The organism is Myxococcus sp. CA056, from assembly GCF_013336715.1.
Taxonomy (GTDB): domain Bacteria; phylum Myxococcota; class Myxococcia; order Myxococcales; family Myxococcaceae; genus Myxococcus; species Myxococcus llanfairpwllgwyngyllgogerychwyrndrobwllllantysiliogogogochensis.
This window is the reverse complement of record NZ_JABUMT010000004.1, coordinates 795,119-808,983: the sequence shown is the minus strand read 5'-3', so window position 1 is coordinate 808,983 and position 13,865 is coordinate 795,119. Positions and strand designations below refer to the sequence as shown.

The following is a 13,865-nucleotide window of genomic DNA, read 5'->3' as shown; positions in this document are numbered from 1 at the left end:
GATGAAGCGCGTACTGACTGTCCTCTTCGCGACGGGCTTCATCGTCGCGACGCTCGCGGGTGTCTCGGCGGCGGCCTATGTGGTGGCCGGCCTGGCCGAGAAGCACCTCTTCCCGGGTGCGAGCCGGCTGTCGAACATCATCTTCCTGATGCTCGTCTTCGTGATGATCATCGCCACGCTCCTCACGCTCGCCGAGCGCAAGTGGAGCGCGCTGATGCAGGACCGCGTGGGCCCCAACCGCGCGCGCATCGACCTGCCCGGCCTGCGCAACCGCTCCCTCGCCGGCATCCCGCACATCCTCACGGACGTGCTGAAGATGCTGACGAAGGAGGACTTCATCCCCGGCACCGCGAACCGGTTCCTGTTCAAGCTGGGCCCCATCCTCGCCTTCGCGCCGGTGTTCGCGCTGTTCGCCGTGGTGCCCGCGGGCCCCTCGGTGACGGTGTTCGGTCACCGCGTGGACATGGTGGTCGCCACGCCGGACTTCGGCGTGCTGTACCTGCTCGCGATTGCGTCCCTGGCCGTCTACGGCACGGCGCTCGCGGGCTGGTCCTCCAACAACAAGTTCGCGCTGCTGGGCGGCGTGCGCGCGTCCTCGCAGATGATTTCGTACGAGGTGGCGCTGGGCCTGTCGCTGATCGGCCTGTTCATGGCGTTCTCCTCGCTGCAGCTGCCCGCGATCGTCGGTGAGCTGGGCCTCGCCGGGGCGCAGGCCACGGGCCAGGCGCAGTACCTGTGGCGCACGGAAGGCGCGTTCGACTTCGGCGTGCCGGCGTGGGGCTTCCTCCTGCAGCCCATCGGCTTCATCGGCTTCTTCGCCGCGTCCTTCGCGGAGACCAAGCGCGCGCCCTTCGACGTGCCGGAAGGCGAGTCGGAGATCATCGGCTACTTCGTGGAGTACTCCGGCATGAAGTTCGGCATGTTCATGATCTCCGAGTTCGTGGAGGTCGTGGTGCTGGCCGGCGTGACGACGGCGCTGTTCTTCGGCGGCCACCACCTGCCCTTCGGCGGCGAGTGGCTGGCGAGCCAGCCGCTGATGCAGGAGCACGGCTGGCTGTACGGCACGCTGCTCGGCACCGTGTTCTGGGTGAAGGTGGTCTTCCTCATCTGGGTGCAGCTGGTGATTCGTTGGACCTTCCCCCGCTTCCGCTACGACCAGATCCAGACGCTGGGCTGGAAGATCCTCCTGCCGCTGGCCCTGGTGAACGTGTTCGTCTCGGGTGCGCTGGTGCTGTGGGATCCGTCGCTGCGGGCGCTGGCGGTGGTGGGCATGCTGGAGATCGGCGTGCTGGTGGTGCTGACGATGACGAAGAAGGCAGAAGCGGCGGAGGGCGGTGCGCACGGCGCGCATGGAGCCCATGGCCATGACCACGGGCACGACGCGCATGGGCTGCCGTCCCACGCGAGCGCGACGTCTTCGCACTAGGCCCTAGGGCACCGGGAATCGAGACACCATCATGGCCATCAAGGTTACCAAGGTCACCCAGGACCCCCGCACGGACATCCGGGAGCGGATGTACATCCCGGGGCTGCTGCACGGTCTGGCCATCACGACCAAGCACTTCTTCCGCAACCTCTTCGGCACGCGTGACACGAACACGCAGGTGCAGGACCGCACGGGCACCAGCCTGATGACGACGGTCGAGTACCCCGAGGAGAAGCCCATCTACCCGGAGGGCTACCGCGGTCTGCACCGGCTGGTTCCGCGCGAGGACGGCAAGCCGCGCTGCGTGGCCTGCTACATGTGCGCGACCATCTGCCCGGCGCAGTGCATCTACATCGAGGCGGGTGAGTACGAGGAGACGGACGCTGACGGCGAGTCGCGCGTCATCGAGAAGTACCCCACCCAGTTCGTCATCGACGAGCTGCGCTGCATCGTGTGTGGCCTGTGCGTGGACGCGTGCCCCAAGGACGCCATCCGCATGGACACGTACATGCACACGCCCTCCGAGTACACGCGGCAGAACTTCGTCTACGACATCCCGAAGCTCTTGAAGGGGCCGGCCGTCTCGCACCCCTCCGACCCGTGGAACAAGCGTGAGGGCTCCGAGGAGCCGCACCACACGCACAAGGAGGCCCACACGCGCATTGGCGAGGGCCTGGTGCAGCTCAAGACGCCGCAGCTGGGCGCGGGGCACGACCACCACGGTGGGCACGGCAAGGCCGTCGTGACGCACGGACAGACGGTCGTCACGCAGCAGGGCCCCATCCAGGTGACGAAGTTCCTCAAGTAGATCCACCCGCGCGCTCCGCGCGTACGGATGTGTAGCTGCCCCGGCCCGCCTCCCCGCTCCTCGAGCGGTAGGCGGGCCGGTTTCATTACGGGGTGCGGGTGATGACGTTGCAGCTCTTCAATGGCCCTGGCGTCTGGCGTCCGGGCTTTCGTCCCCGGGACGGTGTGGAGTGCGGCCTGGCACACGAAGGTGGGGGCTGGCTGCTTTCGCTCGGGGCGTGGACTCCGTAGGGTGGGTGGTGTCTTGGCGATGAAGCGCTACCGCTTGTCCGTGTGCAAAGGGTCGACCTGCAAGGCCGGCGGCGCGGATGGTGTGTATGCCGCCGCCCGGGACTCGCTGTCCGAGCAGGGCCTGGTGCCGCGCTGCGAGCTGTACCGGGGCGGCTGCTACGGCTTCTGCCACATGGGGCCCAACGTCGTGGTCCGCGAGGACACGGGCCGCAAGAGGGACCCGCTGTCGCCCGAGGACTACCAGCTCATGGGTTGGGACGGCGAGGTGTACTACTCGGAGATGACGCCCGAGAAGATGCGCCGCGTGGTCAACGAGCACATCGCGAAGGACGCTCCCGTGAGCGAGCTGTTCGGCCAGCCGGACACACCGGACCCCGACGACGGCTGACGCGGAACACCTCGCGCTGCAGCGCGGCACGCGAGCGCCGTCCGGCGGCGAAGCCCCTCACGCCGCGACAGCGAACGCTCGCCGTCCGCAGGAGCGCCTCGCGCACAATCGCGGCACGCGCGCGCCGTCCGCTGAAGCGTCTCGCACACAATCGCGACACGCGCGCACCGTCCGCTGGAGCACCTCGCGCGCAGTCGCGGCACGCGCGCACCGTCCGGCGGCGAAGCCCCTCACGCCGCGACAGCGAGGTGCTCACCCTCTTCCACGCCGTGCACCCCATCCCACTCCGCGGGCGGCGGAGTGACGATGAAGCGAGCGCAGCGGGCGGCATACACGGCGGAGACGGTGTCCTTGAACTCGGTGGCGGAACGCTCGAAGAGGGCGTGTGCCTCCGCGAAGCGTCGCTGGTGGTACGCGGTGAGCGCCTTCTCGTGCAGGGCGAGCTGGTCCTGCTGCGGGCTGGTGATTTCACCCTTCCGCCCCACCAGCTCGTGCACGCGCAGCGGCTCCGCGCGCCCCTTGAGTCGCACCCGGTCCACCACGCGGAAGACGTAGTTGTCGCCCGCGAGCGACACGGTGCCGTCCCCCACCAGCACGTAGGTGCCGTACACCTTGTTCAGCGACTCCAACCGGGCGGCCATGCCCACGGCGTCGCCGAGCACGGTGTAGTTCGACTTCAGCTCGCTGCCCATGTCGCCGACGACGACTTCGCCCGTGTCCACTCCGGCGCGGAAGCTCAGACGGCGGCCGTACTTCTTCTCCCAGGCATCCTGCTTCTCCGCCAGCACCGCGCGCATCTTCAGCGCGGCCTCACAGGCCAGATGCGCGTGGCGCTCGGTGCGCACCGGCGCGCCCCAGAAGGCCATCACCGAGTCGCCGATGTACTTGTCCACCTGCCCCGCCGTGGAACGCACCACCGCCGCCATCTCCAGGAGGTACTCGTTGAAGAGGCCCACGAGCTGCTCGGGCGTCATGCCCTCCGACAAGCGGGTGAAGCCCTCGATGTCGCAGATGTACACCGACATTCGTCGGCGCTCGGGGCGCATCAGGCTCAAGTCCCGAGTCACCAGCCGGGCGACCTCCGGGCTGACGTAGCGGCCCAGCGCCGTCTGCACGAAGTCGCGAATCTGCTGCTCGTTGCGGAAGGCGTAGACAGTGGTGACGGCGAAGGCCCCCACCATGGCCAGCAGCGGGCCCGCCATCGCCACCCAGAGCCGCTGCTCGATGAACACGTAGAAGGCCGCCGCCGTGTAGCCCGCACCCGCGAGGGCCAGGCCACTCAGGTACAGCATCGCGCCCCGCAGCGAACGCAGGAGGAAGCTGAGCGACAGCGCGAGGAAGGCCCCCAGGAAGGCGAGGCCCACCGTCAGCCCCAGGTCGTAATCCGCTGGTGCGCGCGAGATGCCCTCGGAGCGCAGGATGTTGGCCAGCGCCTGCCCCAGAATCGCGCCCCCCGGCGTCTCCAGACCAATGGGCGTGGGCCGCAAGTGGCCTGACTCGCCCGCGGTGCGCGTGAGGACGACGGTGCGGCCCTCCAAGTCGTTGTCGAAGCGCGCCGGGCGCTCGTCCGCCACGTCGAAGACATTGAGCAGCACGTTCCACGCACGGATGGAGCGCGCCAGCGAGCCGCGAGAGCCCCGCCCCGCCGTCGGTGCATCCCAGCGCATCAGGCTGAAGCCCGACGTGTCCATCGGCACCGAGTACGCATCTCCCACGTGCAGCCGGCCGTCCGCGTAGCGAAGCGAGCGCGTGTTGGCCAGCCGCATCGCCGCCGCGAGCGGCAACGAGGGCAGCACGTGACGCCCATCCCTCGCCGTGTACGCCACCAGATGAGGGATTCCTCGCACCACACCGTCGGGGTCCGTCGTCAGGGTGGCGGCCCCATAGCCCGCGCCACCGCCCATGAGCGGCGCCACCGGGTGCTGGAGCTGACGGACCTCCACCAGCTTCGCGGGGTCCAACCCCACCACCTGCACCTCCGCCAGCGAGACGAAGAGCTCCGTCGGGCCGATGCGGAACGTGTCGTCCGCCGCACGGCGCTCCGCGACAGCGGCCCCCGGCGAGCCCAGCCGCGTCCCGAGTTCGCGCGCATCCGCCTCGTCCGAGGCACCACCCCAGACCTCCACCTGACTTCCAGCGGGGATGACGAACACGGGCCGCTGCACGGCGAGCACCGCCTGCGCCTTCGCGCGCGCCTCGGAGGTGCCGGGGAACGTCCCGACTTTTACCCGGTAGGGCCAGAGGCGGCTGGCGGGAGGCAGCACCCGCGAGCCCTGCGACTCCCACGAGAAGGACAGCAGCGCCTTGCCCGAGTCACGCTCCAGGAACTCGCGGAACGAGGCGTCGTCGCTGGAGATGGCGCCGGGTGACAGCTTCGGGTTGACGCAGGCATTCGGGCTCAGCTCGGGGAACGGCAGGTCCAGCAGCACCAGCAGCGCCCCCTCCTCCACCAGTCGGTGCGCCATGGCGCCCACGAGCTGCCGGGGCCAGGGTTGGGTGGCGACGCCGGGCCTGTCGTCCTGCCGGGCCTCGGCGAGCGTCTCATCGTCGATGGCGACGACCACGGCCTCGTCCGGGCGCTCCGAGCGCGCGCCCAACTCCAGCACGCGCCAGTCGTAGGTGCGCCGCTCCAGGCCTTCCAGCCAGCCCTGCGCCATCTCCACGACGCCCGAGGGCATCCACGAGGGCGAGTCTCCTCGCGGCGCCGCCGGCTGGGGTGCCCGCAGATAGACGAGGATCCCCAGCACACAGCCGAAGAAGGCGGCCATGGCCAGGGAGAAGCCGAGCCGCTTGAAGAAGCGCCGGCTCGCGGAGTGAACGCGGTGTCCTTGCACGAGTACCCGGAGGATACCCCGAGATGCCGAGTGCGCGGGGCTTGTCGCACGTGCCTGCTATGCTCGGCCGACTCGTCGCAACCCAGGTACTCCGATGAAACGCTTCCTCTTGTCCGCCGCCGTCGCTGCCCTCTCCCTTGCCCCCCTGGCGTGCGACCTGGAGAAGACGGGGGCCCAGCTCACCGCCGACCACGTCATGGTGGGCACCCTCCTGGCCACGCCCGAGGTGGAAATCAGCGCCCTGGCGCTCGCGGGCTTCGACGCCGGGACGGTCATCCCGGATGGGGGCGATGTCATCTCGCTGCCCGCTCAGACGGCGGCGGTCGTCTTCTTCGGCACCAAGTCCGGGGAGAACTCGCAGCCCTCGGGCGTGTCCGGCGCCACTGCCACGCTGCAGCCGGTGGGCGGCCAGGCCACGACTCTGACGGAGGACGGCTCGGGCAGCTACAGCCGCACCAACGTGGCCGGGAGCGACCCGGAGCTGGCCTACCAGTCCGGCGCCACGTACCAGTTCATCGCCTCGCGCAACGGCACGCGCTACGTGGGTCAGGTCGACGACGCGCCGATTCAGGAGGCCATCACCCGGTTCCACCCCCCCGAGGGCTTCCTGCGGCACGCCTCGGGCACCGCGCTGACGTTCGACCGCGCGGCGGCGGCGGGGAACAAGGAGCGCACGCTGGGCTTCGTCACCGTGGTGCCCGTGAGCTCGGACGGAGAGAAGGGCCAGCCCACCTACTCCAACGTGCCCACCACGCCCGTGGAGTTCCTCCAGCTCGTCGCCGTGCCGGGCACGTACCGCGAGGCGCAGGTGACGATTCCGGGCACGGCCTTCCCGAAGGCCAATCAGACGTACCTGGTCATCTTCCAGGCCGTGCGCCTGGGCGGCGCGGAGTCCAACAACCTGTTCATCGGCAGCGCGCTGCTCGCGGGCACCGCCGACGTGGGCATCATCCGGACGAACTGAGTACCAGGTACGAGTGCCACGGCCTCCTCAATCCGAGGAGGTCGACCTCCACAGGGGCCCATCCTGTGAGAAGTGCTCGTGAATCCAGCGCTCGCTGGCCGTGGACAGTTGCCACTCGCCGCGGCCATTGAGGACCAGGACGTCACAGCGCGCGAGAAGCGGGAGCATCGTTCTCTGCGAGCGCTCATCCTCGAAGGCCGCCGCCGCGGAGGCGAAGCGCTCGGTGCCACCCAGCGCGTCGTGCAACATGAGGCCGTAGGGGTCGACGAGCACGGGGGCGCCCTTGGGAATCCCTGGCAGTCGCCCCGCGACGATGCCCCACGAGGGCTCGAACACGCAGAGCGCCGAGTCAGCGGGCACACCGGCGCGGATGCTGTTCCCCAGCGCGAGAAGTCCACGGTCTTTCTGGTTCGCGCCTCGGAGGGAGGCCGGCAGTGGCGAGAGCGCGGCAATCCCCACCACTCCCGTCACGAAGGCGGCGACGGCGCGAGAGCGCGTTTCCGCCCACGCGAACAGCAACGAAGCGCCGAGCCCGGCGAGCACCGCCGTGGCCGGGGCCAGGCTCGCGTTGTATTGGCCCCAATAGCTCTTGGATGCGAGGAACGTCACACACGTGAGGAGCCAGGCTCCCGCGAAGAGCCTCTCGGCGACGGCCTCCTTCCGCCGAGCGCGCACCAGCACGACGAGCAGCCCCAGCATGCTCAGCACGGAGACACCGACGTGGCCCTCGCCCAGCATCGAGAGGAGCCGACGCCAGCGCTCCAGCTCTCCATCGGGTGGCCTCATCAACTGGAAGCGCAGGAGTCCGTCGAACATCGGACCGGGCGCCAGCGCGAAGAAGGGCCCGACCCAGAGCAGTCCCGCTCCCACCGCGGCGCCCACGACTCTCACGACGCGCCTCCACTCCCCCGCCGCTCCGCGAGCCCACACCGCCGCGAGCACCCAGACGCCCGCCGTCAGCTTGATGGCGCAGGCCGTGGCCAGCAGCACCCCCACCCACCCATCCTGTCGCCGAGCCACGCCATCCCCACCCGGGCGAAGCCACACCCATGCCATCCCGAGACAGGTGAGGTTGAGCAACGGTTCGAGGAATGGGCCTCGCTCTGTCGCAGCGGCCTCTGGGTAGACCGCATACACGAGCGCCGCGACGAGCCCCGCCCGCATCCCCCACCGCTCCTGGGCGATGCGTCCGCTCAGCACCGTGCTCAGGGCGCCGAGGACGGGGATGAACCAGCGAACCACGGTGAAGGCCGTGGCTGAATCAAAGACGCGGGAGAGCGCGGCCAGGGGCGACAGCAGCACCGCCAGGCCTGGAGGATGAACAAAGAAGTAGTCGCGATAAGGCAACACGCCCTGCGACAGGAGCGCGGCGGCGCTGAAATAGACGCCCTCGTCGTAGTCCACCGGGTAGCCCAACGCGCCGCCCCGGTGGAAGAAGCCCGCGACTCGAAGCAGCCAGGCACCAGCCCCCACCAGCAGCAGGGGCCACCACGGATGGCGCGAGGGACTGAGGCTCGAGGGGCTGGCGTCGGACACGGAGCGTCGCGTCTACCAGAGGTCGCCGCCATTTTCGAAGGCGGGGTGCCCAGTCCCATCCATCGACTTCAGCCCGCTTCGATGTCCAGGTCGATGCGCCCCGCCAGCTTGAGGCGCAAGAGGTGCCCCGCGAAGCGCTCGGACTCCTCGCGGCCAAGGACGTTGCGAAACGTCGCGCCCTCCACCACCTCCACCTCGAGCACGGCCCCACGCTGCAGGAGTCGGAAGAAGTCCTCTCCTCCTCCCGGACGCGGAACGGCCAGCGGCAACATGCCCTTCACCGGAAGCACCTCGCCCGCCACGCGCACGCGCTCCACCAGCGCGGAGGCATCCGGTCTCACGTCCGCGGACGCCACGCCTTCGTCCGGATAGAGCGGCGCGGGAGGCAGGGCCACATCCTCCGTCGAATCATCCAGGAGGAAGCCATACCGCGACGGAATCCTCCCCGTGAAGAGCATGCACAGCAGCACGGGCGTGTCGCCGGACACACGCTCGACATGGAGGATGGAGCGCTCCGTTCCCACGCGGCGCAGCAGCAACGTCAAGCGCGGACGATGCACCGCCAGGTGCCGCTGCACGCGGTCCTTCAGGGTGGCGCGAATCTCCGCGAAGGCCGCTGAGTAGCCCGCCTCGGACTCGGCCTCGCGCGCCGCGAGCGCCTCGCGCGTCTTCGAAAGCTTCTCCTCGGCGTCTCGCAGGAAGTCACCCGCCGACGCCGACGTGGGCACCAGCCCCGGCTCCAGAGACGACGTCGACTCCAGGCCCGCCGCGCGCACGGCGCCCAACAGGAAGGAGCCTTGCTGATCCAACCGCTCCCGCTCCTCTCGAAACCGCGCCGAGGAGGCCGCATGCTCCCCCTTCAACTCCAGCCACGCCTCGTAGCCCGACTCGAGCGTCTCCAGCGCGCGCAGCCGCGACAGCGCCGCCTCCGGCCCCGCCGCCGCGCTCACGGGCCCCAACGCCCCACCCTTCGTCGTCTCACTCACGGCGACGGAGTCTACACCCTGCCTCGAACAGAGCCGTTCTCATCCGCGCCGGGCCTGGCCCCGCCCCTGCTCGCGAAAACACGAAGGCCCCCACCCGACGCCGACTCGCGGCACACGGATGGAGGCCCTCACGTCACGGTCCGCGCTGTGCGCACGGACGCAAGGCTCACGCGGTGCGAGACACCGGCGGCTGCGCACCCTGGGAGGGCGACGTCTCACCCCGGCCCAGCGTGTTCGACAGGTAGTCCTGGCCGCTCTGCAGCCGCTGCTTGAGGTCATCGCGGAGCTGGTTGCCCGCCTTCGGGGCCAGGAGCAGGCCCAGGCCCGCGCCAACCAGGATGCCCGCCGCGAAGGCGCCCAGCACCGGCAACACATCCTCCGCCGCGCTGCGACGGCTCTCCAGACCGATGAGGTTGAGCAGGTCGTCCTTGTCCATCTTCTTGAGGGCGTTCAGGTTCATTCGCGACTCCAACAGGCTGTTACGTCGTGGGGAGATGAGACAGCAAACGCTAGTAGGACGGAGGGCGCGGAGTCCCCGCTGCGGACGCATCCGCCGACGCGGAGCCTTCCCGCGCGGGCGAGCCCACCACGCTCCGCCCCGTCTGATAACCCTGGAAGGCCGTCTCGGCCATGCCCAGCAGCTCGTCCTTCACGAAGGGCAGCGCCGCCAGCCGCACACCCAGCTTGAGGATGCGCGCCGTCAGCGGCGTGAAGAGCCCACCGCCCAGCACGTAGCCCACGCCCAGCGCGGCCGCCATCATCCCGTACGGGTTGCGCTCCACGCGGCCCCGCAGGTCCAGCGTCTGTCCCAGGTCATCCACCGCGCCCCTCGCATCGCTCCAGAGCTGCTGCGCCTCCGAGCCAATCTGGTCCACCCGCTGGCCGAACCCCGCGTCGGAGCCATGCTCCCGCGACGAAGGGTTGCCGTTACCTGAAGCCCCTGGATAGTTCGTCATGAGTGCCCTCTCTCGTGTTTGCGTCAGCGGTGCCACTCAGCGACGCGAGGCGATGCGCCCCACCAGGAAGCCCACGGCCACCGCGCCCAACAGGCACGTCCCGGGGTTGGCGCGGATGAAGCTCACCACGCGGTTGTTCATGTCGACCAGGTTCTGCCGCGCCTCATCAATCTGCGGCACCACGCGGTCCTGAAGCTGTCGGGCCCGGTCGGCCACCTGCTGCGGGTTCATGTCCATGAAGGCGTTCTCCTCGATTCAAAGGGTGAAACCACGAAGTCGTCGGCCCGCGCGCTCAGCGGCGCGAGCCCAGCAGGAATCCCACCGCGAAGGCCGCGGCCACGCACTCGTGCGGATGACGGCGCACCCACTCGCGCCAGTCCGCGGCGACCGCCACTTCCTCGCGCAGCGCGCTCACCGACGTGGCCAGCTCCGCGCGCGTCCGCTCGATGTCCTCGCGCAGCCCCGCGCTGGTGCGAGGGCCCACGGGCTTGGGGTGTCCATTGCTAGCGCCCATTCGAAGACTCCTTCAAGAGCGGGTTGCCCACGGGTACCGGGGCCGGAGTGGAGAGGGCCGCCATGCTACGGGTCAACTCATCCGCCGTGTCGTCCATCATCCGCCGTGCCTTCAGTCGTTGCAGCGCCCAGGCGATGCCGCCCCCTCCCGCCACCAGGTTGAGCAGCGACACCGCCCCGAGCGCCCCGGCCCATCCCAGGTACGCGGACAGAACCGCCGCGAGCGCACCGCACGCGAAGGCATACCCCACCAGGATGAAGGGCACGAAGGCGGCGATCATCGCCACGTTCATGCCCGTGGCCTTCAAGTCCTCCGCGAGCTCCAGGCGCGCCAGTTGGAGATGTTGCGTCACCAGGCGGCTGAAGCTGTCCGCCATGCGGCCGACGAGCGCGGCGAGGCCACGCTCCGTCTGTTCGCTCCCCACGTGCATTCACTCTCCGGCCGGCGCTCACGTCCTCACAGAAGTGGCGCCAACCTAGGCACCCCTGCCCTCCGGGACAACCTCCTCCCGGCGTTTCTGTCCGGCGTTCGCAAGCGTCGGCCACTCAACGCGCCCGCCGTTCCCCCACGCTACCCGATGAGCTCCACCGGTGGAGAGGGGGACGACGCCACCTCGGCGATGGGCGCCGCGAAACGCAGGACGAGCGGCAGGTGGTCGGATGCAATCCGGCTGCGTTCCGTGCGGTGGGGGTGGATGGAGAGCGGCCGGACACCCGAGTCCACGTAAATCCGGTCCAGCCGCAGCACGGGCCACCGCGTGGGGTAGGTCCGTGCGGGAGTGCCCAGCTCCAGCGCCGCGTCGTGGATGGCCTGGCGCACCAGCGACGGCACCGCGCCGTTGCCCCAGTAGTTGAAGTCCCCGCACACCACGGCCGGGTCCTTGCGCACGGCGTCCCGGAGGATGTCCGAGCCCAGGAGCAACGCCTCCTGACGCCGACGCTCGGCCACCCGCAGGCCCAGGTGGAGCGAGAAGACGTGGAGCTGCTGTCCCCCGCCCAGGTCCAGGTCGCAGCGCAGCGCGCCCCGAGGCTCGCGCCGCCCCACGCTCAAGTCGTAGTTCTTCGAGTGGAGGATGGGCAGCCGCGTGAGGATGGCGTTGCCGTAGCGCCGGCCGTTGCGCACCACGTTGGGGCCAAAGGCCATGTGCATCCCGAGCATGTCCGCCAGGTGCTCGGGCTGGTCCTCGCGCGAGGTGCGCGCGCGGAAGTCGCCCACCTCCTGGAGTGCGACGATGTCTGCTCCGACTTCGCGGAGCACCTCACCCACGCGGCCCAGGTCGAACCGGCCGTCCGTCCCGATGCCGCTGTGGATGTTGTAACTGACGAGCGTCAGCTCCACGGGGCGCCGCTAGCCGTGGAGGGGATTGAGGCGCCGCGCCGCCAGGCGGATCACCTCGAAGGGCAGCGCCGCCAGCCTCGCCACCGCCTTGACCGCGTCCCCCAGACCGCCGCGCAGCGTCTGCAACTGGCGCCCCGCATCGTCGATGAGGTCCGGGAACCGGCCACGCGGAGGCTGCTCGCGCGTGGGAGGCAGCGCGCCAATGGGCAAGGTGCCCCGGATGACGGGCTCCCCCCTCGACGCCTGCTTCCTGTTCTGGTCCTCCCGGACCTTGTCCTCACGCGAGGCGCGCTTCGACGCCGCGCGGGCGGGCGTCGACATGCCGTGGGAGAACTTGCCGTCGGGTTCCTGACGCGCCAGCTCCTCGAGCTGAGCTTCCATCTGTCGCGCGTGGAAGTTCTCCTCCGTCTCGGAGAAGGACTTGCCGTAGTGGACTCCTTCGCGCGCCGCCAGCTCCTCCGTCTGCGAGCGGGATTGAGCGAGGTGCTCCTTGTCCCGCCGGCGCATGCTGCGGCTCTGCGGCAGAGTCTTCGGTACCTGGAAATGGTCGAAGCTATAGGGACGAGGCATCCACGAATCTCCAAAGGGTTATTGGGTTCGAGCAGAAGCTAGGAAGCCTGGAGGCGCGCCGGTACGGCTTGACGCCATGGCTGACAGTCGGCTGCCTGCCCTCCAGCCCACCTGCCCGCGATTCCAGCCCCATGCGACGTCCAAGTGCCGACAATGTCTGGCGTGCGCCGCTCGCTCGCGGACCGAGGGGCCGGACGTCGCCAGGCAGGCACCCCAGCGGGCGCTCCCGGGGAAAGGGGCAGGCGTCCGACACCTGCTCTTCTCACCCTGGGAAGAGTCCGGGACTTCGTGGTGTAAAGGACCGCTCATGGCTCCGCACCCCGCCCGCTGGTTGTATTCCGCGCCCTCCCACGCGCTGCTCGCACTGCTCGCCCTCGGGGCGAAGGCCCAGGCCGCCGAGCCGACGCCCGCGGCCGTCGTCGTCCCCGCCTCCTCGGTGCAGGCGCCCTCGGCGGCGCAGGGTCGCCCCCTGCTCTCGCTCCAGCCCGGCACGGCGAAGCCCGGCGACCCGGTGATGGTCGCGGTGCGGGGCATGGCGGGCATGCCCACGGGCACGCTCGCGGGACGCGCGCTGCGCTTCTTCCCGTGGGGAGATGGCTTTCTCGCGGTGACGGGCCTTCCGGTGGAGCTGGCGCCCGGCAGTGCGTTGGTGCAGGTGGTGGGGCCGTCGTCGCTGGGCGGCGCGCCGCTGGAGCTGACGGGGACGCTGGACGTGGCGGAGCCGGGCTATCCGTCGCGCGAGCTGAAGGTGTCCGGCAAGTACGTGGCGCCTCCGGCCTCGGTGAAGGCCCGCATCGCCGCGGACCGGAAGGCCTTCGCGGCGGCCTTCTCCCAGCCCTTCAGCGCGCCGCACTTCGCGCAGAACTTCGTCTGGCCCCGGCAGGACCGCATCACCGCGCCCTTCGGAGACCGGCGGACCTTCAACGGCAAGCTGTCCAGCCAGCACTTCGGCGTGGACATCGACGGGGACCCGGGCGCGCAGGTGACGGCCAGCAACGAGGGCACCGTGGTGATGGCGCGCGACAACTACTCCGCCGGAAAGACGGTGCTCGTGCACCACGGCGGAGACCTCTTCACCGCGTACTTCCACCTGTCGCGCATCCAGGTGCGCACGGGCGACAAGGTGGAGCAGGGCCAGCACCTGGGCCTCGTGGGCAGCACCGGCCGCGTCACCGGCCCCCACCTCCACTGGGGTGTGAAGGTGGACGGCATCTGGGTGGATGGCGAGTCGCTGCTGCGCCTGGACTTCTTCCCACCCGCGTCGCCCGCCGTGGCCAGCGGGGACACCGCGCTCGGCGTGCCCTGAGCACGACGA

At 70.0% G+C, this 13,865-nt stretch carries 15 protein-coding genes; 5 read left to right on the top strand and 10 right to left on the bottom strand.

Annotated features, from left to right (window positions below; translation table 11 throughout):
- The first annotated feature begins 1 nt into the window (after position 1).
- The 3 genes from HUA76_RS21695 (at position 2) to HUA76_RS21685 (ending at position 2,852) form a co-directional block, all read left to right on the top strand.
- A complete protein-coding gene (locus HUA76_RS21695) occupies positions 2-1,426 on the top strand; it encodes a complex I subunit 1 family protein (protein ID WP_174461934.1) in 1,425 nt (474 codons plus the stop codon).
- Positions 1,427-1,457: 31 nt separating this feature from the next.
- The gene (locus tag HUA76_RS21690; RefSeq protein ID WP_174461933.1) at positions 1,458-2,234 is read left to right on the top strand and encodes an NADH-quinone oxidoreductase subunit I; all 777 of its coding nucleotides are present in this window, start codon (positions 1,458-1,460) and stop codon (positions 2,232-2,234) included.
- 249 nt (positions 2,235-2,483) lie between these two features.
- Complete coding sequence (locus tag HUA76_RS21685; protein ID WP_141648286.1) at positions 2,484-2,852, top strand: ferredoxin; 369 nt, start codon at positions 2,484-2,486, stop codon at positions 2,850-2,852.
- Between the two features lie 230 nt (positions 2,853-3,082).
- Here HUA76_RS21685 and HUA76_RS21680 read toward each other — a convergent pair whose 3' ends face one another.
- Complete coding sequence (locus HUA76_RS21680) at positions 3,083-5,620, bottom strand: adenylate/guanylate cyclase domain-containing protein (RefSeq protein WP_174462015.1); 2,538 nt, start codon at positions 5,618-5,620, stop codon at positions 3,083-3,085.
- A 160-nt stretch (positions 5,621-5,780) separates the two neighbouring features.
- Here HUA76_RS21680 and HUA76_RS21675 point away from each other — a divergent pair, with 160 nt between their 5' ends.
- On the top strand, positions 5,781-6,650 hold the full coding sequence (locus HUA76_RS21675) for a hypothetical protein (RefSeq protein ID WP_174461932.1): 870 nt from the start codon (positions 5,781-5,783) through the stop codon (positions 6,648-6,650).
- Positions 6,651-6,677: 27 nt separating this feature from the next.
- Here HUA76_RS21675 and HUA76_RS21670 read toward each other — a convergent pair whose 3' ends face one another.
- From HUA76_RS21670 to HUA76_RS21630, 9 genes are all read right to left on the bottom strand, one after another.
- The gene (locus HUA76_RS21670; protein ID WP_174461931.1) at positions 6,678-8,186 is read right to left on the bottom strand and encodes a hypothetical protein; all 1,509 of its coding nucleotides are present in this window, start codon (positions 8,184-8,186) and stop codon (positions 6,678-6,680) included.
- A gap of 68 nt (positions 8,187-8,254) precedes the next feature.
- Positions 8,255-9,172 carry a hypothetical protein gene (locus HUA76_RS21665; RefSeq protein WP_174461930.1) on the bottom strand — a complete coding sequence of 306 codons (918 nt, stop codon included), beginning with the start codon at positions 9,170-9,172 and terminating at the stop codon, positions 8,255-8,257.
- 166 nt (positions 9,173-9,338) lie between these two features.
- Complete coding sequence (locus HUA76_RS21660) at positions 9,339-9,632, bottom strand: YtxH domain-containing protein (protein WP_141648726.1); 294 nt, start codon at positions 9,630-9,632, stop codon at positions 9,339-9,341.
- 49 nt (positions 9,633-9,681) lie between these two features.
- Positions 9,682-10,128, bottom strand: coding sequence for a hypothetical protein (locus tag HUA76_RS21655; RefSeq protein WP_141648727.1), 447 nt, complete (start codon positions 10,126-10,128; stop codon positions 9,682-9,684).
- Positions 10,129-10,164: 36 nt separating this feature from the next.
- Complete coding sequence (locus tag HUA76_RS21650) at positions 10,165-10,365, bottom strand: hypothetical protein (RefSeq protein WP_141648728.1); 201 nt, start codon at positions 10,363-10,365, stop codon at positions 10,165-10,167.
- Positions 10,366-10,420: 55 nt separating this feature from the next.
- Complete coding sequence (locus HUA76_RS21645; RefSeq protein WP_141648729.1) at positions 10,421-10,642, bottom strand: DUF3618 domain-containing protein; 222 nt, start codon at positions 10,640-10,642, stop codon at positions 10,421-10,423.
- Positions 10,632-11,072, bottom strand: a complete 441-nt coding sequence (locus HUA76_RS21640; protein ID WP_141648730.1) for a phage holin family protein — start codon at positions 11,070-11,072, stop codon at positions 10,632-10,634. Before HUA76_RS21640 ends, HUA76_RS21645 begins: the two co-directional genes overlap by 11 nt.
- Positions 11,073-11,212: 140 nt before the next feature.
- Positions 11,213-11,980: an endonuclease/exonuclease/phosphatase family protein gene (locus tag HUA76_RS21635; protein WP_174455004.1), complete on the bottom strand. Its 768-nt coding sequence runs from the start codon at positions 11,978-11,980 to the stop codon at positions 11,213-11,215.
- A 9-nt stretch (positions 11,981-11,989) separates the two neighbouring features.
- On the bottom strand, positions 11,990-12,550 hold the full coding sequence (locus tag HUA76_RS21630) for a hypothetical protein (protein ID WP_174455003.1): 561 nt from the start codon (positions 12,548-12,550) through the stop codon (positions 11,990-11,992).
- A 307-nt stretch (positions 12,551-12,857) separates the two neighbouring features.
- Between HUA76_RS21630 and HUA76_RS21625 the strand changes: the two genes are divergently transcribed.
- Positions 12,858-13,856, top strand: coding sequence for a M23 family metallopeptidase (locus HUA76_RS21625; RefSeq protein WP_174461929.1), 999 nt, complete (start codon positions 12,858-12,860; stop codon positions 13,854-13,856).
- Positions 13,857-13,865: the final 9 nt, after the last annotated feature.

Coding starts and splice junctions, on each gene's coding strand:
- HUA76_RS21695 (WP_174461934.1), top strand. CDS start 2: ATGAAGCGCGTACTGACTGTCCTCTTCGCGACGGGCTTCATCGTCGCG.
- HUA76_RS21630 (WP_174455003.1), bottom strand. CDS start 12,550: ATGCCTCGTCCCTATAGCTTCGACCATTTCCAGGTACCGAAGACTCTG.
- HUA76_RS21680 (WP_174462015.1), bottom strand. CDS start 5,620: ATGGCCGCCTTCTTCGGCTGTGTGCTGGGGATCCTCGTCTATCTGCGG.
- HUA76_RS21645 (WP_141648729.1), bottom strand. CDS start 10,642: ATGGGCGCTAGCAATGGACACCCCAAGCCCGTGGGCCCTCGCACCAGC.
- HUA76_RS21690 (WP_174461933.1), top strand. CDS start 1,458: ATGGCCATCAAGGTTACCAAGGTCACCCAGGACCCCCGCACGGACATC.
- HUA76_RS21625 (WP_174461929.1), top strand. CDS start 12,858: ATGGCTCCGCACCCCGCCCGCTGGTTGTATTCCGCGCCCTCCCACGCG.
- HUA76_RS21640 (WP_141648730.1), bottom strand. CDS start 11,072: ATGCACGTGGGGAGCGAACAGACGGAGCGTGGCCTCGCCGCGCTCGTC.
- HUA76_RS21685 (WP_141648286.1), top strand. CDS start 2,484: ATGAAGCGCTACCGCTTGTCCGTGTGCAAAGGGTCGACCTGCAAGGCC.
- HUA76_RS21650 (WP_141648728.1), bottom strand. CDS start 10,365: ATGGACATGAACCCGCAGCAGGTGGCCGACCGGGCCCGACAGCTTCAG.
- HUA76_RS21660 (WP_141648726.1), bottom strand. CDS start 9,632: ATGAACCTGAACGCCCTCAAGAAGATGGACAAGGACGACCTGCTCAAC.
- HUA76_RS21655 (WP_141648727.1), bottom strand. CDS start 10,128: ATGACGAACTATCCAGGGGCTTCAGGTAACGGCAACCCTTCGTCGCGG.
- HUA76_RS21675 (WP_174461932.1), top strand. CDS start 5,781: ATGAAACGCTTCCTCTTGTCCGCCGCCGTCGCTGCCCTCTCCCTTGCC.